16 protein-coding genes are annotated in these 21906 nt (G+C 39.6%); 10 read left to right on the plus strand and 6 right to left on the minus strand.

Features of this window, described 5'->3' with window-relative positions; all coding sequences use genetic code 11:
- Positions 1–91 precede the first annotated feature (91 nt).
- From FZF08_RS02030 to FZF08_RS02040, 3 genes are all read left to right on the plus strand, one after another.
- Positions 92–616, plus strand: a complete 525-nt coding sequence (locus tag FZF08_RS02030) for a ferritin (RefSeq protein WP_159466943.1) — start codon at positions 92–94, stop codon at positions 614–616.
- A gap of 136 nt (positions 617–752) precedes the next feature.
- Positions 753–1199: a MarR family winged helix-turn-helix transcriptional regulator gene (locus FZF08_RS02035; RefSeq protein ID WP_159466944.1), complete on the plus strand. Its 447-nt coding sequence runs from the start codon at positions 753–755 to the stop codon at positions 1197–1199.
- Between the two features lie 28 nt (positions 1200–1227).
- Positions 1228–1665 carry an organic hydroperoxide resistance protein gene (locus FZF08_RS02040; RefSeq protein ID WP_200837010.1) on the plus strand — a complete coding sequence of 146 codons (438 nt, stop codon included), beginning with the start codon at positions 1228–1230 and terminating at the stop codon, positions 1663–1665.
- Positions 1666–1831: 166 nt separating this feature from the next.
- Here FZF08_RS02040 and FZF08_RS02045 read toward each other — a convergent pair whose 3' ends face one another.
- A complete protein-coding gene (locus FZF08_RS02045; protein WP_159466945.1) occupies positions 1832–2383 on the minus strand; it encodes a GNAT family N-acetyltransferase in 552 nt (183 codons plus the stop codon).
- Between the two features lie 24 nt (positions 2384–2407).
- Positions 2408–2890: a GNAT family N-acetyltransferase gene (locus tag FZF08_RS02050; RefSeq protein ID WP_159466946.1), complete on the minus strand. Its 483-nt coding sequence runs from the start codon at positions 2888–2890 to the stop codon at positions 2408–2410.
- A gap of 339 nt (positions 2891–3229) precedes the next feature.
- Here FZF08_RS02050 and FZF08_RS02055 point away from each other — a divergent pair, with 339 nt between their 5' ends.
- Complete coding sequence (locus FZF08_RS02055; protein ID WP_159466947.1) at positions 3230–5464, plus strand: FUSC family membrane protein; 2235 nt, start codon at positions 3230–3232, stop codon at positions 5462–5464.
- On the opposite strand, the gene FZF08_RS02060 is transcribed toward FZF08_RS02055, so the two are convergent.
- Positions 5465–6643: an MFS transporter gene (locus tag FZF08_RS02060; protein WP_159466948.1), complete on the minus strand. Its 1179-nt coding sequence runs from the start codon at positions 6641–6643 to the stop codon at positions 5465–5467.
- A gap of 428 nt (positions 6644–7071) precedes the next feature.
- Between FZF08_RS02060 and FZF08_RS02065 the strand changes: the two genes are divergently transcribed.
- The 3 genes from FZF08_RS02065 (at position 7072) to FZF08_RS02075 (ending at position 10389) form a co-directional block, all read left to right on the plus strand.
- Positions 7072–7272, plus strand: coding sequence for a YwbE family protein (locus FZF08_RS02065; protein WP_159466949.1), 201 nt, complete (start codon positions 7072–7074; stop codon positions 7270–7272).
- A gap of 15 nt (positions 7273–7287) precedes the next feature.
- Complete coding sequence (locus FZF08_RS02070) at positions 7288–8148, plus strand: DMT family transporter (protein WP_159466950.1); 861 nt, start codon at positions 7288–7290, stop codon at positions 8146–8148.
- A 126-nt stretch (positions 8149–8274) separates the two neighbouring features.
- On the plus strand, positions 8275–10389 hold the full coding sequence (locus FZF08_RS02075) for an alpha-amylase family protein (protein ID WP_159466951.1): 2115 nt from the start codon (positions 8275–8277) through the stop codon (positions 10387–10389).
- Positions 10390–10396: 7 nt separating this feature from the next.
- Here FZF08_RS02075 and FZF08_RS02080 read toward each other — a convergent pair whose 3' ends face one another.
- The 3 genes from FZF08_RS02080 to FZF08_RS02090 form a co-directional block, all read right to left on the minus strand.
- Positions 10397–13603, minus strand: a complete 3207-nt coding sequence (locus tag FZF08_RS02080; protein WP_159466952.1) for a PAS domain S-box protein — start codon at positions 13601–13603, stop codon at positions 10397–10399.
- 81 nt (positions 13604–13684) lie between these two features.
- Positions 13685–14134, minus strand: a complete 450-nt coding sequence (locus FZF08_RS02085) for a response regulator (RefSeq protein WP_159466953.1) — start codon at positions 14132–14134, stop codon at positions 13685–13687.
- A 179-nt stretch (positions 14135–14313) separates the two neighbouring features.
- Positions 14314–16809 carry a TonB-dependent receptor domain-containing protein gene (locus FZF08_RS02090; RefSeq protein ID WP_159466954.1) on the minus strand — a complete coding sequence of 832 codons (2496 nt, stop codon included), beginning with the start codon at positions 16807–16809 and terminating at the stop codon, positions 14314–14316.
- 206 nt (positions 16810–17015) lie between these two features.
- On the opposite strand from FZF08_RS02090, the gene FZF08_RS02095 reads away from it, so the two are divergent.
- The 3 genes from FZF08_RS02095 to FZF08_RS02105 all read left to right on the plus strand — a co-directional run bounded on the left by FZF08_RS02095 (position 17016) and on the right by FZF08_RS02105 (position 21891).
- Positions 17016–18251, plus strand: a complete 1236-nt coding sequence (locus FZF08_RS02095; RefSeq protein ID WP_159466955.1) for a DUF819 domain-containing protein — start codon at positions 17016–17018, stop codon at positions 18249–18251.
- 49 nt (positions 18252–18300) lie between these two features.
- Positions 18301–20088, plus strand: a complete 1788-nt coding sequence (gene lepA / locus FZF08_RS02100; protein WP_159466956.1) for a translation elongation factor 4 — start codon at positions 18301–18303, stop codon at positions 20086–20088.
- A gap of 117 nt (positions 20089–20205) precedes the next feature.
- Positions 20206–21891, plus strand: a complete 1686-nt coding sequence (locus FZF08_RS02105) for a pyruvate dehydrogenase complex dihydrolipoamide acetyltransferase (RefSeq protein WP_159466957.1) — start codon at positions 20206–20208, stop codon at positions 21889–21891.
- Positions 21892–21906: the final 15 nt, after the last annotated feature.

Raw genomic sequence — 21906 nt, forward strand, 5'->3', positions numbered from 1 at the left:
AGACCAATTCCAAATTTATACGTTCGTCTTGTTATGACGAACTTTCCATTGATATTTGTGCTTATTACTTCAAAAGATAAACACGAATACCATGAGAGATCTACTTAGAGCCCGCACTTCTTTAAAAGAAGAGATAGAAATATTATTAAATAATCAGGTTAAAATGGAAGCAGAAGCATCAGCCAAGTATTTGGCTATGGCTTCATGGTGCGACCGTAACGGTTACAGAAACAGCGCTGCCTATTTCCTTAAACAATCCGATGAAGAACGCGGACATATGTTGAAAATTTTCAACTATATCATGACCGTTGGAGGAACTGCGGTTTCTCCTGAGGTTCCAGCTGTTAAACAAGAATTTGCTTCATTCAGAAGTGTATTCGAAGCTGCTCTTCAAAGCGAAATCGCTGTTACACAATCAATCAACCGCATTGTAACACAAACACGTCGTGAAGAAGATTACGCAACCGAAACTTTCATGCAGTGGTTTGTAAACGAACAAATTGAAGAAGAAGACAACGCTCGTCGCGCGATCGAACTTTTTGATGTGATCGGCGAAGAAGGAACAGGTCGTTACCATATCGACAAAGCAATTTTGAAATTAAATTCTGAAAACTAGAATTATAAAGAATCAAGCTTATTGAAATAGCTGTATCCTCGTGATACAGCTATTTTTTTGTTTTGAAGAATAAATTCACGTTAACACTAGGAATTAAATTGTATACAATTTAATTTTACACAATTAATAATAAGATATGGAATTACTAAAATTATCAAATCAGCTTTGTTTCCCGCTTTACGCGCTATCGCGGAAAATTACCAGCCATTATCTTCCTATTCTCGAAAAAATTGGATTAACGTATCCTCAATATCTGGTCATGATGGTATTGTGGGAAGAAGATTCCGTTTCGGTTAAAGACATTGGACATAAACTAATGCTTGATTCCGGTACACTTTCTCCTTTGTTGAAAAAACTGGAAACCCGTGAACTGATTGTCCGCAGCCGACTTAAAGAAGATGAGCGCGTTGTGATTATAACACTAACGGAATCCGGGGAAAAATTAAAAGAAAGCGCTGCTGATATTCCGGAACAAATAAAATGCAGCCTCGAATTTACAGATAAGGAAATGCGCGAATTAAAAACTTTGGCTGTTGGTCTGCTCGAAAAAGTCAATAAAATTGAAACAATACATAGTAACTAATTGAATAACCCACTAAAACCAATTTAAGATGATTAATGCAATATATACCGCCGCAGCGACAGCGACAGGTGGAAGAAATGGAAAAGTAACGTCATCGAATGGAGTTCTGGATCTGGAAGTACGCCTGCCAAAGGAAATGGGCGGTGCAAATAATGATTACACCAATCCTGAACAATTATTCGCCGCAGGTTATGCAGCTTGTTTTGATAGCGCATTAAGCCTGGTCATTCAGCGCAGCAAAATAAAAACAGGGATGACAACCGTTACAGCGCACGTTGGAATTGGTAAGGATGAAGCAGAAGGTTTTGGGCTTGTTGTTACACTTGAAGCTAATATTCCTGGCGTTGAGCAATCTGTGGCTGACGATTTAATCGCAAAAGCACATCAGGTTTGCCCCTATTCAAACGCAACGCGCGGCAACGTGGAAGTGACGCTAAAAACGACGATAAACGAACTGGCAGTTTAACCTATTACCACAAAGAACACGAAGTTTTACACAAAGAAATGCAAAGGTTCTTTTTTGTATTTCAATTCCAGGAATGACAAAGAGCACAAACTGTATTTAGTATAGCTTGTGCTCTTTGTGTAAAACTTTGTGTCCATTGTGGTAAAAAGCAAATACAGCCACTTCCCTATTTATCTCCAAGCAATGAATACACTTCAACATCCAGAAATTTCCCTTCAAAATAAGTATACTCTCTAAAATACGCTTCTTTCACAAATCCGTGTTTTAGTACCAGATCCGAAGATGCTTTATTATCCGGATGAATCATAGCTTCAATACTGTGAAAATGCAATTCTTCAAAACCAAATTGCAATACTTTCGCCAGAGCCTCATTCATGTACCCTTTGTACCAATAATCCGGATCCAGCGAATAACCTACTTCACCTCTGTAATTGTCCTTATTAATTCTTGGATAGCCAACCGTCCCGATCATTTGACCCGAATCTTTCAGCGTGATTGCCCAGGAAATACTGATTCTTTGCTCATACAAATATTGATAATTCTTAACCAGATCTTTTGCCTGAATTTTCAAATAAAGCAACGGTCTTGCGATGTATTGCATAACCTCTTTCTTGCTGCGCTGATGAAAAATATCGGGTACAAAATCCATGGAAATCGCTTTCAATAATAGCCGTTCAGTTTCGAGAACGGGGAAGGTATCGAAATTAAATGTGAGCATGGAAAATTACCAGTTCATGTAAATTTATAGTTTAAGATACATAATTAAAGCATCAACATAACCAAGCGTCAGGTGATTAAATCCATCCGGAATTGTTCCGATGACACTAAAACCAAATTTTTTCCAAAGTTTCACGGCCACTTCATTGGTACTCACAACAAGATTAAACTGCATAGCCATAAAACCAAATTTCCGTGCTTCCATCAATGAATGTTCACAAAGCAGACTTCCGATTCCTTTTCCCTGCGCCTTCGGATGCACCATATACGAAGCATTCGCAATGTGAGATCCAAGATCAATCTGGTTCGGTTTGATAATATAAGTCCCCAGGATTTCACCATTTTCTTCCAAAACATAGGTATCCATGTAAGGCGAAAACCAGTGTTTATCCAGATCTTCTTTTGCCGTATCGGGAGCAAAGACATACGTATCACCCGTCTGAATTACCGCTGTAAATATTTCCCACACCTCATGACGGTCCTGATCAATTGCCTTTCTGATATTCATAAAATCAAATCAATTAATGTAAACTAATATAAACTGACCTTGTACAAGAATCAAGCCATACTTTACAAATACAAAATTTTGCAGATGTTAAATTCTTTTAACTTTGATCTTGAAATCAGAGCGCAATTAATTTAAGTAAAAATTAACAATTTCAGGCACCTGCCCTTAGGATAAATAATGAAATCAAGGGAAGGCGATGCATTTCACCAAAAACAAAGAAATTGAGAATGCTGGAAAATTTAGCGCATACCGTTGGAATTAAATATCTTTCTGGTATCGTTTTTGTCAAACATAAAGTTGATATTGGAACAACAGAATTAGTCACAGTTTAGCTTTTGCATGAATTACCTCGATGAGTTTAAGAAATTTATTTCCAGCCACTACCTTTCCACGGGCATCAGGCTCACGTTAGGAGCTGTAATTCCGTGCCTTATCTTTTATCATTACGGTATTCTAAATAACCTGATAGCCTTCCCGTTGGGCACCTTACTCATCGGTACAACTGATAATCCTGGTCCGGTTCACCGTAGAAGAAATTCCCTTATGATTGCCATAGCAACCTGCTTCGTCGTGGCTTGTATCACCGGATTTCTAAGAGGTATACTGTTTTTCTCGTTTATTGAAATCATACTTTTTGGTATGTTTTTCTCACTAATTGGCGTTTACGGAAACAGAGCCAACAGCATTGGTCTGATATCTCTGCTTGTTTTTGTTTTCAACATTGACGACCATATCAGCCGGGAAATGGTGCTGCAGAATGCGCTTGTTTTCTCTGCCGGAGGAATCTGGTATCTGATATTATTTCTCATCCTTCAGAAAATACGTCCTTATAAACTGATCCAGCAGTTGCTCGGAGAAAACTTTGTTGAACTGGGAAAACTGCTTTCCGTAAAAGCCGGTTATTATTTTGCCAAACCGGACTATGATGAATTATTTAATCAAATGATTCATCAACAGGTCATTCTTCGCGAAAATCATGAGACATTAAGGGAGATTCTGTTTAAAACCCGCCAGATTGTATCAGAATCAACTAATACAAGCCGGATTCTGATGCTGATGTTTTTGGATAGTATTGATCTAATGGAGCGGATTCTAAATTCCCAGCAAAATTATTCAAACCTCCATAGAGCTTTTGACGAAACTAAAATCCTTCGTCTTTTTGGTACTTATATCAGCTGGCTTGCTGCTGAACTTTTACAGATAGGACTGGCCGTTCAAGGTGGTTTTCCATCCAAACCAAAACATGATCTGGACGAAGCTTATAATAAATGTCAGCAAGCTTTTGACAAAATTCGTGAAGAGAAGATGACGCATGATAATGTAGAAGATTTTATGATGTTACGTCAGATCCTGAACAGTATCCAGGATATAACTGAACGAATAAAAAAACTTCACCGCGCAACAGCTTACGATGTTGATTTGAGTAAAGATTACAAACCAAACGTTGAAACAGACGATTTTATAACAAAGCAGGAATATTCTACACGGATTTTGCTGGATAACCTTTCTTTTAAATCGAGTCATTTCCGCCACGCATTCCGGGTTACGCTGGCTTTGATTATTGGATTTTTAGGTTCATTATTCTTTGATGTCGGGCATGGTTACTGGATTTTGCTGACCATTCTTACGATCATGAAACCCGCTTTCAGTATCACAAAACAAAGAAATATTTACCGGATAGGTGGAACCGTTTTGGGCGCATTTATCGGATTTATGACCCTTTATCTGATAAAGGACGATACAGCTATTTTTATTATTATGATGCTCGCCATGATCGGTGCGTACAGTTTTCTTAAAATCAATTATTTCGTTGCGTCTACAGGCATTACGCTTTACGTCCTGCTTTGGTTTAATTTTTTAAATCCACAACATATAACGGCTGTTTTGCAGGACCGTGTGATTGATACCGTAATCGGTTCCATTATCGCCTATTTTGTTTCGTCCTACGTGCTTCCGGTTTGGGAACATACGCAGATTCGACAATACATGAAGGAAGCACTGGATGCAAACAGGAAATATTTTGATAACGTTTCCATCATTTTTACCGGTGTTTCTTTAAATATCGGTGAATTGAAATTGCACAGGAAACAAGCGATTATTGCCATGGCTAATCTCTCCGATAACTTCCAGCGCATGTTATCGGAACCGAAAAAACAGCAGGTCAAAATGGAAGAACATCACCAGTTTGTGGCGACAAGCCATATGCTTACTTCCTATATTGCGTCCTTATCTACTTATGCACAAACGGTTGGGCAGAGTTATTTGTCGGAAGAATTCAAACCAATGATCCGGCAAATTGACCGCCAGTTTGAAACGGCAATTAAAGTAATTGAAGGAGAACAACATATCGGAAACGAAGTGATCAAAGAATCACTTCCCCAAAATCAGAAATTAATTGAATTGTTAACGCTTCGAAAAAAAGAATTAAAGGAAATGGGAATTGAAAAATCTGCTCAGTCACCAGCCAGAAAAGCGTTGTCGGATTTTAAAACTATCAATGGACTTTTTGAGCTGATCAGCACGATTACTATTGATGAAATTAAAATTCTCAACAAAATTTCCGTTGAAGTCTGATCAGGCTTCAACAGCTTGCAAGCGAACTTCTTTGTTTTGTTTTAAATGAAACATTAATACAAAAGAAACCAAAACACCACCAATAGCCAGACTTGCCCCAACCCATTCAGGGGAATTAAAACCTAAACCGGCAGCGATTGGCAATCCGCCCAAATATGCTCCCAAAGCATTTCCAATATTGAAACTAGCCTGGCTAACGGAAGCTGCCAGCATTTCTGCACCTTTGGCAGTATTGATCATCAGCATTTGTAAAGGCGAAAGCATGGCAAACGCAATGGCGCCGGTTATGAATGTTGAAATTAAAGTCAGTATCTGGTTATGAGAAACGAAATATAAAATTGTCAGCGAAATTGCCATAGCAAATAATAACGCCGCTGAAGTGTGCAAAGGAGAATATCGATCTGCAAGACGGCCGCCAAGAAAATTCCCGACAACCATACCCAACCCAGCCAACACAAGAATGTACATGATAGAATCGTCGCTGAATCCTGCAACTTCGGTCAGTAACGGAGCGATGTAACTATACCAGCAAAAAAATCCGCCGGTGCCTACTGCAATCACGGCCACGATCAGCCACGCATCCAGACGGGTAAAGAATTTAAGCTCGCTCAATAATCCCTTTGTATTGGTAACCGCAAGAGAAGGCATCCAGATTTTGATGCTCGTGGTGGTAAGCAGACCGATTACACCAACAATCATAAACGTAATCCGCCAGCTGATATGATGTCCAATAAAGGTTCCCAGCGGCACTCCGATCAGATTGGCAATCGTCAAACCCGCAAACATCAAAGAAACGGATCTCGCTTCTTTTCCAGGTTCCGCCAGTCGTCCTGCCACAACGGCCCCCACACCAAAAAACGCTCCGTGCGGCATTCCGGAGAAAAACCGGGAAAGCAAAAGCATATAAAAACCTGGTGCAAAAGCTGAAAGCGTATTGAAAACGGTAAACAAAACCATCAGCAATAATAAAATTGTTTTGGGCGGTTTGCTTCCTGTAAAACCAATAAGCAAAGGCGCACCTACAACAACGCCAAGGGCATAGGCTGATACCAAATGGCCTGCTTCCGGAATGGTTATTGCCAGAGATTTGGCAATATCCGGCAAAATTCCCATGATCACGAATTCGGTCATTCCAATACCAAAACCTCCAAGGGTCAGTGTTAATATGCTCTTTTTCATATTTCGTTTTTTACTGCAACAAGCAATCTGCGTTTCTTTGTTTTGTCAAATTTGTTAAACAAAACAAAAACACCATTTTTAAAAGTCCGGCTGTCAGAATAATTTGATTCCAAAATCGTCTTTTGTACAGGAAAGGTAACGCCTAAATTTTAAAATGTGTTCAACCCGGATGTATGAGGCATTTCTTGACGATTATTTGATTTAATCATTTAAAGAAAATTAAGGACTAATCATATTTTATTACACAAAATATCAGAAAAAGGGTTTTCATTTCCAGTTATATAGCAAGTTTTCAAATCGATATAACTTTGAAAAATATAATTTTATGTCATTAAAATAATGAATATAAAGTCATATAATGATCTCCAACCATTTTGTTTTACTTTTGACAAAAATTTAAGTTTTACCAAAAGTCGAAATCTATTTTTATGAATGAATTATCAGGTACCGAGCGGGGAAATATAACACCGGGACTTGCAGTATCTATTGTTTTAAAACAGGATCAGCGCACAGGAAAATTAACGAAGGGCATCGTCAAAGATATTTTGACGAGTGCTCCAAAACATACGCATGGAATTAAAGTCAGGCTGATGAGCGGAGATGTCGGACGGGTAAAAATCATCGGCTAACCTAAAATTCGCAGTATGCTCAATCCCAGGATCTGTCTTATTATTGGCGTCATTAGTATCAGTATCTTTCCGGTTCTGGTCAAATGGGCGCCGGTTTCGGGATTATCTTCTGCATTTTACCGGATGGCTATTGCGGTAGTTTTTCTGTTACCTTATGTTTTGATAAAAAATCAGATTGAAAAACCTGATAAATCTTTATGGCTTCCAATATTTATATGCGGGATTTTATTTGGCAGTGATATCGCCATCTGGAATTTATCAATTCATTATTCCAACGCAACACAAGCCACATTATTAACCAACTTATCTCCGGTTTGGGTTGGAATTGCTTCTGCCCCATTTTTGCATGACAAACCCGGAAAACAATTCTGGATAGGAACCATTGTAGCACTTTCCGGAATGGTAATCCTGATGGGAACTGACACATTTTCTCAAATGCGTTTTGATAAAGGATTTCTGATGGCGCTCACTTCCGGACTTTTATACGCCACCTACATGATCACAAGTAAACGCGTTTTGAACCGGATGAAAATCGTCAGTTTCATGGTTTACAGCATGTCCGTTTCCAGCATTTATTTGTTGATTATCTGCCTTGCAACCGGCCAGCCGTTATGGAATTTCTCACCAACGATCTGGGGCGTTCTAGGTATCCAGGGATTAATCTGCCAGTTACTCGGTTGGCTTACGATCAGTTATGCCGTCCAAAAACTGGATGCACAACGTGTTTCATTAAGTTTATTAAGTCAATCCGTTGTAACAGGTTTCATTGCCTGGATTTTTATTAACGAAAAAGTCTCGCCCCAAATGATTATCGGCGGCCTCATCATTCTGGCAGGAATCGGCATCACTTTCCTGAAAAACAAAACAATATCCTGATCAAAAATCCATTGCGCCCATTGCGTAAACCCATCGCGTCCATTGCGGTTAAGTAACCGGCCAACAAGTATATTCCATAATAAGCGTCTTTATTACATTTATTCCCAAGAATTAATAAAGCGCCAAATGAAAAGTAAGCCGTTAAATTTTCTTATCTTTTTCGTTCTTCTCAACACTATTGTTTTTGCCCAAAAGACAGACACAACTTCCTGGTGGAAAAAGAATAATATGCGCGTTATCCAAACTAATTTACCCGCATACGAAGCTGCAACACTAAATCCTGATTCGTTACTTAAAGATCTTGAAAATTTTTCTGCGAATACGCTTTTGATCAACGCAGGCGGAATTATGGCCTTCTACCCCAGCGAACTAGACTTTCATTACCGAAATCCGTTCCTGAAAAATAATAACATGCTAGCCGAAGTAGTCCGGAAATGTCATGAAAAAGGCATCCGTGTTATTGTTCGTTTTGATTTCAGCCGCGTTCAGGAAAGTATTTTCAAAGCACATCCCGAATGGTGTTATATCTCTCCAAAAGGCGAAAGAATAATTAATACCGACATGTACGTCGTTTCCATCAACGCACCCTATGTTCAGGACAAAGCTTTTAAAATCATTGAAGAAGTAATTGACAAATTTCCTGTCGACGGGATTTTTCTAAACATGCCCGGCTATCAGGTCAATAATCCCTATGAAGGAAAATATCATGGAATTGACCAGAACGAATTTGATAAAAAACGTTTCGCAGAATTTACTAAGGGGCAAGCATTACCAACAGAAGAAAATAAAGCAGATCCGTTATTTCAAAAATATCTGGAATTCAAAAAATTTACGGTAGAAGACTGGTCGCGTAAACTCAATATCCTGGTAAAATCTAAAAACACTAACATTGCCATTTGCACTTATTCTGATAAATATGTTGACATTATCCGTCATGAATCCCAGAGCAGTACGGTTTTGCCTTACTGGCCTTATACGGCTTCTGACAATGTTGGAAACGCAGTAAATTCTTACCCTGATCATATTATAAGCAACGCAAGTATTCAGCAAATTTCGTTTCAGTCACGCTATAATGCCGTTGAGCCTGAGGAAGTAAGGATTCGCCTGTACGAAAATATTGCGAATGGTTCAGGGCTGGATATCAGCATGATGGGCGATATGCGCGGCTATGAGGATGAACGAAATTATGATGTAATCAAGTCCGTTTATGCGTATCACAAAAAGCATGAACCATATTTTGGAAAGTATAAATCAGTTTCAAAAATCGCAGTGATTGCACCGGGTTCCTGGCCAAGTGGGCCTACCATGCAGGAATATCGCGGGATTGTTTTGATGTTAAAAGAAGCGCACATCCCTTTTGATATTATTGAAGACGCACAAATTGAAAATCTGGCAGAAAAAGTAAAAAAATACAAACTGATTATTTTACCGGAAATTACTTATCTGAGTAAAAAATCGCTTGGTATTATAAAAGAAGCATCGGATAACGGGACAAATCTGATCGCGACCAACAAAGCATTTTTTGATACACCGGAAACTTTAATGGACTTGTTTGGGGCAAAAATTGTGACATTAGATAACGACGGTGCCGGAAATTATCTCAATCCTGAAAATAAAACAATTTTCAAGCATTTCACAAAACAAAAAATGCTTTTCTGGAAATTCAATCTGGGATTATACGATTTCAAAAACGCAGATCAGACTTTACTGCCCGTACTGGCAAAAGGAAGACCCGGTCCTCCCGAAATTATTGGCGGCCACGATCCTATTGGTTATTACGCTTTGGGAATAAAAATTCATGCAAAATCCAAAGCCGTTTTGATGCCGGTTAATATTGGAAGATTATACTATATGAATGGTTATGAGGAACATAAGAATATTTTACTGGATGTGATCAATTATATTTATCCGGAAGCAAATGAAATAATTCAGACCAATGCGCCGGATCGGGTTGAAGTTATTCTTCAAAAATATACAAAAAATACCGGCAAGGTAAATTCAGCAGAAAAGGAAAACGGGATGATTTTGCATCTTATCAACCTAACCGGATTTAGTGGAAATACATACTTTCCTGCCTTACCAATCTATCAACTGAAATTCAAGGTCAAATCCGATTTTAAACCTGCAAAAGTATTTTGCATGACCAGCGGCAAACCCATTATTCATATCTGGAAAGATGGTTTCCTGGAATTTAAAGTTGATAAACTGGAAGCATTTGACGGAATTGTGATCGACAAATAAATCGTAATCAAGCAACAGGAATATAAACAATAAAGGTTGCTCCTTCATCCGGATTACTGATTGCTGTAATTATCCCTTGGTGGTTGTCTACGATCTTTTTACATATAGCCAACCCAATTCCCGTGCCTTCATAAGAACTTTTACTATGAAGACGTTGGAAAACCTGAAATATTCTTTCGCGGAACTGCGGATCAAAACCGATACCATTGTCTGTAAATGAAAGATAGTAATAATCAGTGTCAGGATTGCCTTCCATATATCCTAACTCAGATCCTGCAATGATTCCGGAAGTAATTTGAATTTCCGGGCGTACTCCTGGTTTTACAAATTTCAGAGAATTAGCAATCAGGTTTGTAAAAAGCTGTTCAAACTGGTACACAATTACATTAAGCGAAGGCAAGTTTGAGGAAGTAATTATGGCACCTTTTTGCTGGATACTTTCATTCAATTGCTCTTTTATATTCTTTAATAAAACATTCAGATCGGTGAATTCAAAATTCTTTTCAACCGCATTGGCTCTTGAAAAAGCAAGCAAATCAACAATCAACTGCTGCATCCGGGTTGAGGATGACTGCATCCGGTTAAAATAATCCTTCCCACGATCGGACAGATTATCTTTTTCGGTTTCCATGATCCTGGTTGCAAAAGTCTGGATTTTACGAAGTGGTTCCTGTAAATCGTGGCTGGCTACATAGGCGAATTGACCCAGTTCGATATTTGTTCGAATCAATTCATCATTAGTAACGGTAAGCTCTCTCGTCCTTTGCTGTACCTTGGATTCGAGTTCGTCAATAAACAATTTATTATCATGAATATCGGTGCTTGTTCCAACCCACATTTGAATAATCCCCTCTGTATCGCGTTGAGCAATGGCTTGACTTAATTGCCAGCGATATTCTCCGTCAAATCTTCGGAAACGATGTTCACAACTAAAATTATTACCCGATTTGATCGCTTCCAACCATAAATCAATACTAAACTCTCTGTCTTCAGTATGAACCAATGAAAGCCATCCTTCTTTTAAAATTTGATCAAGAGTAAACCCGGAATAGTCTACAACCGATTGGTTGAAATAATTCAGATCTCCTTCAACATCGCATGTCCAGATAAACTGAGGCATCGAATCCGCCAGCGTCCGGAATTTTCCTTCACTTGTTCTGAGGGCAAATTCAGCTGCTTTGCGGTCTGTAATATCGATCACAACATTCAACGCGCCGGTAACATTTCCATTACTATCTAAAATCGGTTGAGGATTTGCGATCACATGTCTTAATGCTCCATCCGGCCTTTTAACATAAGCTTCTGCGATAATGGCACGCTTTTCCCTGAGTGCAGGTCCCATTGGACAATCCTTATGAGGGAGAAATTCTCCGTCCAGCGTATACATTTCATGAGAGCCGCACCACAACTCTTTTCCTAATTCCGGTTCGCGGCCCCATAATTTGACGGCCGCTTTATTGTATAAATTAACAAACCCATCAGCATCAACGGTATAAACCGCGACAGGCAAGGTTTCAATCAGATCCTTATATCTTTTTTCACTTTCCTCTATAATTTTCTCCGCCTGTTTTTGCTGAGAAATATCCATCATGGTTCCAAGCATCCGATGCGGTTTTCCATCCTCAGAAAAGATAACTTTACCACGCGTCCTTACCCAATGCAATGAATTATCCGGATGAACAATCCTGGCGTCGTAACTGTAAATTCCGGTTTGGAAAGCCGTTTTGTAAGCTTGCTCAACAATATTTAAATCATCAGAAAATACCTGATCGCGCATATCCCAATGTGTCAGGATTTTACTTTCAGGCTGACCGAATAACTCACTTAACCTTGATGAATAAACGATTTGCCGTGTTTGTAAATTGAGGTCCCAGGTAGCCAGTTGAGTTCCTTCTGTGGCAAGGCTCAACCTTTCTACTGCGTCGTTAATTTGTTGTCTTGTTTCAACCTTTTCGGTTACGTCATTTACAGAAACCATTACCCCGGAAACTGATCCGTCCAATTCAAGGATAGGTACGTATTGAAAATCAAGATAATATCGTTTAGGCCCTTCGGATGTCTGGACAAAAGCCAAAGCTTCATTTTCCTTATGCGTAATCCCATTAAAATAAACATCCTTTAAGATTTGAGGAAATTTCTGGTCTATTAGTTCGGGAAAAACTTCCAGAAGCTTTTTGCCCTGCACTTCCTTTAATTCCCTTTTCCATATATCTTTCAGCATTGCTTCATTCGCAAGGCTTATCACCATATCCTCTCCCTCAAAAATAGCTTTTGCAAATTGCGATTGCGCTACCAGATTCCTGAACCTGTTTTCACTTTCCTGTAAAGCATTTTTTGATTTTATCTGCTGTGTTACTTCGGTTGCAACAACGATAATTCCGCTAATGGAACCGTCAATTTCGAAGAGAGGCTGATAAACAAAATTAAAATAACAGGTTTCATTCAAACCTGAACGATGTAATGTTACTTCAAATTCATTTCCAAAATAGGGAATACCAGTTCTGAAAATATCCTGCAAAATAGGGTTCAAAACATCTTTTGCTTCGGGGAGAGATTCAAATAATGGTTTGCCTGTAAACTCCTCTTCCCTTCTGTCAACAATTTCCAGATATGTGTCATTTGCAATTTCCACTACAAGTTCCCGGCCACGTAAAATCACAATACCGACAGGCGCCTGCATCATGGTATTGCGAAATTTATTTTCGCTGTTAGTTACTTCTTTTTTTGCCTTAGACGAGTTTTCAATTTCTTTTTTAACGCGTTCATCTAAGACAAGGAGTGTTTCATGCAACTGAAGCAGTTCTTTGTAATTTATTGAAAGCTGATCCAAAATTCCTTCAGTATTCTGATCTTCCGTTCCGGATTTCACTTTAAATTCAATAACCGATAGCAACGTTGTAAGATTACCCGCAATCAGTTCCATAGTCGTTAATCCTTCACGCGCCTTTTCAACCTCACCATTTTTATATAAATGGATGAGTTCATTGGCACAGTCATGAATTTTACGATGGACTTTTTCCAGGTCCTGCATCTCGGGAATGTCGCCATAATTTTCTAGCGCGTACTCATAAATCCACTTTCCTACTTCACATTCCTTATGACTTGTTACCGCAGATTCATCCATATCAATACCATAAAGCATTGATCTGAGCCGGGTTTTAAATAATATATGTTTTGCCTTGGCTCTTTCGAAGTCCAGTTCAAGTAAATTCATGCTTCAATCCTATTTTTCACACTGATAAATAAGGAGCCGATTACCGATCGGCTTATTGCTAATATACTGCCAATTGTGAGTTTAAAACTGAAAATAAAAATTTTCCTTGAATGTCTTAAAAGGGACCTGACGCCAATCAATAGACAAAATATACTGAATTGCCATTTTCAATTTCGAGAAAGATCCAGGTTTTTTAATGTAACAATTAGCGCCTTCATCATAAAGACGATTAATGGTTTCTTCTTCACCGCATGTAGAAAAAATCACAACCGGAATATGTTTAAATTTCAAGTCTTTTCTTATTTCGCTAAGACATTCAAAACCATTTTTTTTAGGCATATTAAGATCCAGGAAAATAACATCCGGAGTCGGCGGCATTTTATTTTCAAGAATATCCATCAACTCAATTCCATCATTAGCAGTCCGCAACTCGGTTGTGTCGCAGACCTCTTTCAATGCGTCTTTGAACAAAAGACAGTCATCTTCGTCGTCATCAACCAGGAAAATATATTTTCTTTCAATGTTATTCATGCCTGATCAATTTTAACTTAAAGTACGCAACCATCATACCAGGTGTTTCGCAACTTTAAAATTAATTTTTAAATACCGGAAAGCAATTAAAGTGCGCATTTAAAGTTAAATATTGCGTTTTAACCTTCCTAAAAATATATTCTGACCAAGAAGTAACCCTACCCCGTTTAAATCCATTATCAATATTCTCCCGCATTCAGCTCCTTTTTCTTTTTAGCCTGGTGCAGACGATAATTCAGTGTCAGGTTAATTTGTCTTAATCTACCCTGAGAACTTGTAGTTGCATAATAATTGGCCCCTTCCAGAATTGATCTGTATTTACGGGAATTAAAAACATCCGTAACACTCAAAACCAGCGTTCCATTGTTTTTAAAAACATCACGACTGGCAGCCAAATCCAGTGTTGCCAAAGCTTTGCGCTTTCCTTGCGGAGTTTGCTGCGGCGCTTCATAATTCGCCCGTAATTGCAAATCAGTATTTTTCCATAAGGTAAAACGGGAAGTAGTTCTGGCAAACCAGCTGTACGTATCACTTTGAAACTCTGAATCCTGCCCCTGACCGTTGGTAATAGCACGGAAAAAGTTTAAACTTCCATCCAGTTTCCACCATTGATATAAGGCATACGAACCGGTAAATTCCGCTCCATAAGAATTTTCCGTCCCCAGGTTCTCCGGTTTGGTATAAGAGTTCCCATTGTCCTCAACCCGGCGAATACTGATAATTTTCCCGTTTGTATGGCGGTAATAAATAGAAGAACTGATCGATCCCTTCTCAACATATTTGATATGACCAACTTCAAAGGCATTGGTAAATTCTGGATTCAAATCCGGATTTCCGCTGAAATAATTCCTATTGTCGCTATACGTCATAAATGGGCTTAGGTCATTGTACTGAGGCCGACGCACACGACGACTAAAACTTAGCTGAAGCGCATGTTGGCGCGGGAGGTCATAACTCACATGCACACTGGGAAATAAATTGGCATATGTTCTTTTGTTTACATCATTCGTCTGTTTCAAAGTAGTGGTGACGCCTGTCCATTCCGCTCTCAACCCAACCTGATAGGAAAGTTTTTTGGTTTTATTTCCAACAATCCCATAGGCCGCGTTGATTCTTTCTTCGTATAAAAAGTCATTGGTAAGGCCCGGAATCGGGCTAAAACTACCATCATCATTTTGCTGGGTTACGGTATAATCATTTGTCATATTCCTCGTGCTACTTCTTCCACCTGCTTCAAATTTCCCATCTTTTCCAAAAGGATGAATATAATCAACCTGAGCCAAAAACTGCTTTTCCGTTTCATAATTGACCGCACGCTGCAAAGTTGAAGGAATATCGGACATACCTCCGTCCGGTTTAAAATTTGTCTGTTTGTAATACTGATCCGAATCTTCCCAATTATCAAGATAGCGTACGTCAGCTGTAAATTCCTGGCCTTTTCTTTTAAACGTCTTTTTGTAAGTTAATGCATATTCAGAATTGGGCTCTGTTTCAGTTTCATCCTGAGTCCGGTTTGTGGTGCTCAACAGATTATTCATGTTAGACAAATAGTCACGATAATCAATATTTGAAAACCGCTTTCCCTTACTCAGCCGGTAGGTATAAGATCCTGTAAGAACATTTTTATCATTTAAATAATAGTCAATCCCTGCACGGGCACTGTTGTTCTGCCCTTTCAGACGACTCGTCATGTTTTTCTCGGTAATTAAAGTCGAATCGTTCCGGTATAATTCCTGATAAAGTGAATTTTTACCGGGCGTGTTTCGGTAAGAAAATGTATAATTGACAAAGAAATTAAGGTTTTTCCTGCGATAATTAACATTAGCAGCAGCACCAAAATTTGTCGGATGACCAGTAATAATATCAAAAGAACCGTTAAATCCCTCTTTTCTTTCCTTTTTCAAAACGATGTTGATAATACCACCCATTCCTTCCGCTTCATACCTGGCAGACGGATTAGTGATGATTTCAACACGTTCAATCATACTTCCTTGTAACGATTGCAGGCCACTCCCACCTTTCAAACTTACCAGACCGGAAGGTTTACCGTCGATAAGTATACGTACATTACTGCTTCCCCGCAGACTAACATTTCCATCCACATCTACGGCCACAGATGGAATATTTGTCAAAATATCAACACCCGTTCCCCCGGCATTTGCAAGATCTTTTCCTACGTTAAAAATCTTTTTATCCAGCGTCAATTCCATCGTACTTTTTTCTCCCTGAACCACCACTTCATCCAGCGTTTTTGCCGAAGGATTCAGTTTAATGGTTCCAATATTGAGAGGAGAATTTTGAGAAGTAACATTGACACCGGAAGTTTTCCTTGCATTGTAACCGATAAATTCTGTTAAAGCATAATAAGCACCGGCGCTAATCTCTATTGAAAATATACCCGCTTCATTTGTAATGGCTCCGGTAACAAAAGTGCTGTCAGATGTTTTAAACAAGCGAACACTTGCATAACTTAATGCACCATTATTTTGGGTGTCTGCGACCTTTCCAGTGACAGAAAATTTACCTGCCGATTGCGAAAGAGCAGGGTTGATTGATAAAAAAACAAAAAATATAAAAACAAAATGTGATATGCGTAGCCAAAGCGCACGGCCTTCTCTTAACTTCACAGGTCTTCTTTTTTTTGAATCTGATCTTATTTGTAATATTTTACTCATTGAATATTTAAAGGTTTAGGAAAATAATTATTTCAGTAAAACCCATAAAGTCACTGGATTTACTCTGAATAACTTTGGATAATTGCCAGATTCTTTTTCCAATACACGATACAAATCCAGGTAAGCCGTTAAGAAGTTAGGCCAGCTTTATGAATTGTATATATTTGGACATTATTCTCCTATGCCCTATTAATAAATAAATTTTTATGCTACAAAACGACGCAACAGTACTCGGCCTGCTGATGGTAATTCTTGCCATGGTTTTTTACACGGCTTCACTTCCAAACAGAGGATGGCAACGATTTTACAGCATTTTCCCACCATTGCTTTTGTGTTACTTCATCCCAGGTTTACTGAATTCTTTCGGGATTATCAACGGAGCCGAATCTCAGCTTTATCCGGTTGTTTCAAGATATCTGCTTCCTGCTTGTCTTGTACTTTTCACGTTGGGAATGGACTGGAAAGCATTGGCAAAACTTGGGCCACCGGCCATTATTATGATGTTTGTCGGATCCTTAAGTATAATCATCGGTGGACCAGTCGCTTTGTTTATAGTAGGAAAAATAAGTCCTGAAACCGTTGCAGGCGAAGGTCCGGATGCCATCTGGAGAGGATTGGCAACTATTGCCGGAAGCTGGATCGGTGGTGGTGCGAATCAAACAGCTTTAAAGGAAGTTTTCAAGCCCAGCGACAGATTGTTTTCACAAATCGTAGCGGTTGATGTAATCACAGCCGAATTATGGATGGCTGTCCTTATTTATGGAGTAGGTTTTACTACGAGAATTGATCGGTTTCTAAAAGCGGACAGCAGCCAGATTAACGAAATAAAAGAGCATTTGGAAGAATTTCAGCTAATAAATCAACGTATTCCTACAACGAAAGATTTAATTTATCTAGCTGCTGTCGGACTTGGAGCAACGGGACTGGCACATTTCCTGTCTGAAAAAATCACACCTTATCTTACAACCAATTATCCTTCACTTGAAAAATACAGTCTTACATCCGGTTTTTTCAGGATAATCGGTCTGGCTACTTTAATCGGGATCATACTTTCTTTTACTCCTTTGCGCAAACTGGAAAATGCGGGTGCTTCAAAATTAGGAAGTGTTTTTCTTTATATACTTGTCGCAACAATTGGCATGCAGATGGATTTAGGTTCCATTGCCGACAATCCGGGACTTTTCGCAATCGGCGCGATCTGGATGCTCATCCATGCTACTACTATCATATTAGTAGCCCGTTGGCTGAAAATTCCGTATTTCTTTTTAGCAGTATCCAGTCAGGCAAATGTTGGCGGTTCGGCGTCCGCTTCTGTTGTCGCCGCAGCATTTCATCCTTCACTGGCTTCTGTTGGTATTTTATTGGCAATTCTTGGCTACGCTATCGGTACTTATGGAGGCTATCTTTCGGCACTTATGATGCAGTGGGTTAGTGAAATGTAGGATTTGAAAGTTTAGGCGTGTAATTTTGTCGGCCTATATAATTATTTTCATGAAGAACATTCGTAATTTTTGCATTATTGCCCATATTGACCACGGAAAAAGCACGTTGGCAGATCGTCTGTTGGAATTTACCAAAACGGTATCCAACCGCGATATGCAGGCTCAGCTCCTTGACAATATGGATCTGGAACGCGAACGCGGTATCACGATCAAGAGCCACGCGATCCAGATGACATATCTTTACAAAGGAGAAGAATACACACTGAACCTTATTGATACGCCGGGACACGTCGATTTTTCTTACGAAGTTTCCCGTTCGATTGCGGCTTGTGAGGGTGCATTGTTGTTAGTTGATGCCTCACAAGGAACAGAAGCGCAAACCATTTCAAACTTATATCTTGCGATAAATCATGATCTGACCATCATTCCGGTACTTAACAAAGTAGATTTGCCAGGTGCCAGACCTGAGGAAATCAAGGATGAAATGGTTGATCTTTTAGGCTGCAACCGCGACGATATTATCCCGGCCAGCGGAAAAGAAGGAATTGGTATCAAAGAAATTCTGGATGCTATCATTGAAAGAATTCCTGCACCCGTTGGAGATCCTGACGGTCCGTTACAAGCACTTATCTTTGATTCTGTTTTTAACTCTTACCGTGGTATTGAGGTAATTTTCCGTATCAAAAACGGAAGTATCAGAAAAGGAGACAAAGTAAAATTCATGAACACCGGCAAAGAATATTTTGCCGATGAAATTGGAACACTTGGCCTCGTTCAAATTCCAAAGCAGGTTGTTGAGTGTGGTGATGTAGGTTATCTTATCTCTGGTATCAAAGTTGCCAAAGAAGTAAAAGTGGGTGATACAATTACCCATCTACACAGACAGGCATCCGAAGCCATCAATGGTTTCTCGGAAGTAAAACCAATGGTTTTCGCAGGTATTTATCCTGTTGACACTACGGAATTTGAAGAACTTCGTGATGCCATGGAAAAACTTCAGCTGAACGATGCCGCCCTGGTTTGGGAACCTGAAACATCTGCGGCACTTGGTTTTGGTTTCCGTTGCGGATTCCTTGGTATGCTGCACATGGAAATTGTTCAGGAACGTCTTGAACGTGAATTTGATATGACGGTTATTACAACAGTTCCGTCGGTTCAGTTTAGAATATTGAATACAAAAGATCAGTTGATCAACATCAGTGCGCCGTCCGAGATGCCGGAACCGAACCTGATCAACTGGATTGAAGAACCTTATATTAATGCACAGATCATCACAAAATCTGATTACATCGGCCCGATCCTTACTCTTTGTATGGACAAACGCGGGATGTTGAAAAATCAGGTTTATCTGACCGCTGAACGTGTGGAATTGCAATTCAGATTGCCGCTTGCAGAAGTTGTGTTTGACTTTTTTGACAAACTGAAAACAATTTCCAAAGGTTACGCATCTCTGGATTATGATCTGGCAGGATACGAAGAATCAGACATGGTAAAACTTGACGTAATGCTTAATGGCGAACCGGTTGATGCTTTGTCAGCGATCGTTCACAGAACAAAAGCATACGAATGGGGTAAAAAACTTTGTGAGAAACTGCGCGAATTGATACCAAGACAAATGTTTGAAATTGCGATCCAGGCCGCTATCGGCCAGAAGATTATCGCACGTGAGACGGTAAAAGCGATGCGGAAGGACGTATTGGCAAAATGTTATGGTGGTGATATTTCCCGTAAGCGTAAACTCCTTGATAAGCAGAAAAAAGGAAAGAAACGTATGCGTCAGGTTGGTAATGTAGAAATACCGCAGGAGGCATTTATGGCTGTATTAAAGATTAATTAATTTAAATACGGCATTATAATTTAATAACAAAAGAAAGTGCTTCGTAATCCTTTTGTTGTAAATTTGACTCGAATCTATTTGTAATACCCAAGAAACTAAAATACGACAAATACCGATATGGCAGAAGTAATCCGTATGCCCAAGATGAGCGACACCATGGAAGAAGGTGTTATTGCAGAATGGCACAAACAAGTTGGTGATGTAATCAAATCCGGTGAAATTATAGCCGAAGTCGAGACCGACAAAGCTACTATGGATCTTGAATCGTATTATGATGGTACTCTTCTTTATATAGGCGTTAAAAAAGGCGATGCTGTTCCTATTGATGGCGTAATGGCGATTGTAGGAGAAAAAGGTGAAGATTATAAAGCATTGCTGGAAGAAGGTGGTGGAAACGGTTCATCAAACGGAAAAGCTGAGGCTCTGAAAGAAGAAGCAAAACCAGAAGCTCCGGTAGAAACTGCAACACCGACTGCTGAAAAAGCGCCGGCTGCACCTGCTGCAAAAGCTGCTGAAAAAATCAATGCTGCCGTGGTTCGTATGCCAAAAATGAGCGATACGATGGAAGAAGGAACGTTGGTTTCATGGCAGAAAAAAGTTGGAGATAAAGTAAAATCAGGAGACATTCTGGCGGAGGTTGAAACCGACAAAGCTACAATGGAACTTGAAGCATATGAGGATGGTACTTTGCTTTATGTAGGTATCAAAGAAGGCGAAGCAGTTCCAGTTGACGGAATTATTGCTGTAATTGGTGAGGAGGGATCAAACGTTGAAGCTTTGCTTGCCCGTGAAAACGGAGAAGCAGAACCCGGAGTGGATGCTCCAGAGGCTGCACCAGCTGCAAAAACGGAAGCTGCTGCTCCGGCAGATGCTGAAAAAGCGACATCTGTTGCGGACTCAGGAGAACGTATCAAAGCTTCTCCTCTTGCTCGTCGTTTGGCTGAGGAAAAAGGAATCAATATTGATCAGGTTTCAGGAAGTGGCGATAACGGCCGTATCGTGAAACGTGATGTGGATGAATTCAAACCTGCTGCTAAAACAGAAGCTGCTCCAGCTGCAAAAGCTGCTGAATCAGCACCTGCGAAACCGGAAGCACAGCCTGCTGCTGCGCCTGCGAGCGGAGATTTCGTTGATACGCCTATTTCTCAAATGCGTAAAACGATTGCACGTCGTTTGAGCGATAGCTTGTTCACAGCACCTCATTTCTATGTAACCATGGAAATCGTGATGGACAAAGCAATGGCATTGCGTCCTCAATTGAATGAAGTTAGCCCTGCTAAAATCTCGTTCAATGACTTCGTGATCAAAGCTTGCGCGATTGCGTTGAAACAACATCCTGCGGTTAACTCTGCCTGGTTGGGAGATAAAATCAGAAAATACAATTATGTAAATATCGGTGTTGCCGTTGCGGTTGACGAAGGGCTTTTGGTTCCAGTGATCCGTGATGCTGACAAGAAAAATCTTTCTACCATTTCGGCAGAAGTAAAAGATTTTGCCGGCAAAGCAAAAGATAAAAAATTGCAGCCAAAGGATTGGGAAGGAAATACATTCTCGATTTCCAATCTGGGTATGTTTGGTGTAGATGAATTTACAGCGATCATTAACCCGCCAGATTCTTGTATTCTGGCTATTGGTGGTATCAAAAAAGTTGCTGCTTTCAAGGAAGACGGAACGGTTTATCCGACCAACATTATGAAGGTTACTCTTTCTGCCGATCACCGTGTTGTTGACGGAGCACTTGCGGCTCAGTTCCTGAACACTGTGAAAAAGCTATTGGAAGAGCCGATGAGCATGTTGGTTTAAGGTTAGATTATAAAA

Source organism: Dyadobacter sp. 3J3, assembly GCF_009801115.1.
Taxonomy (GTDB): domain Bacteria; phylum Bacteroidota; class Bacteroidia; order Cytophagales; family Spirosomataceae; genus Dyadobacter.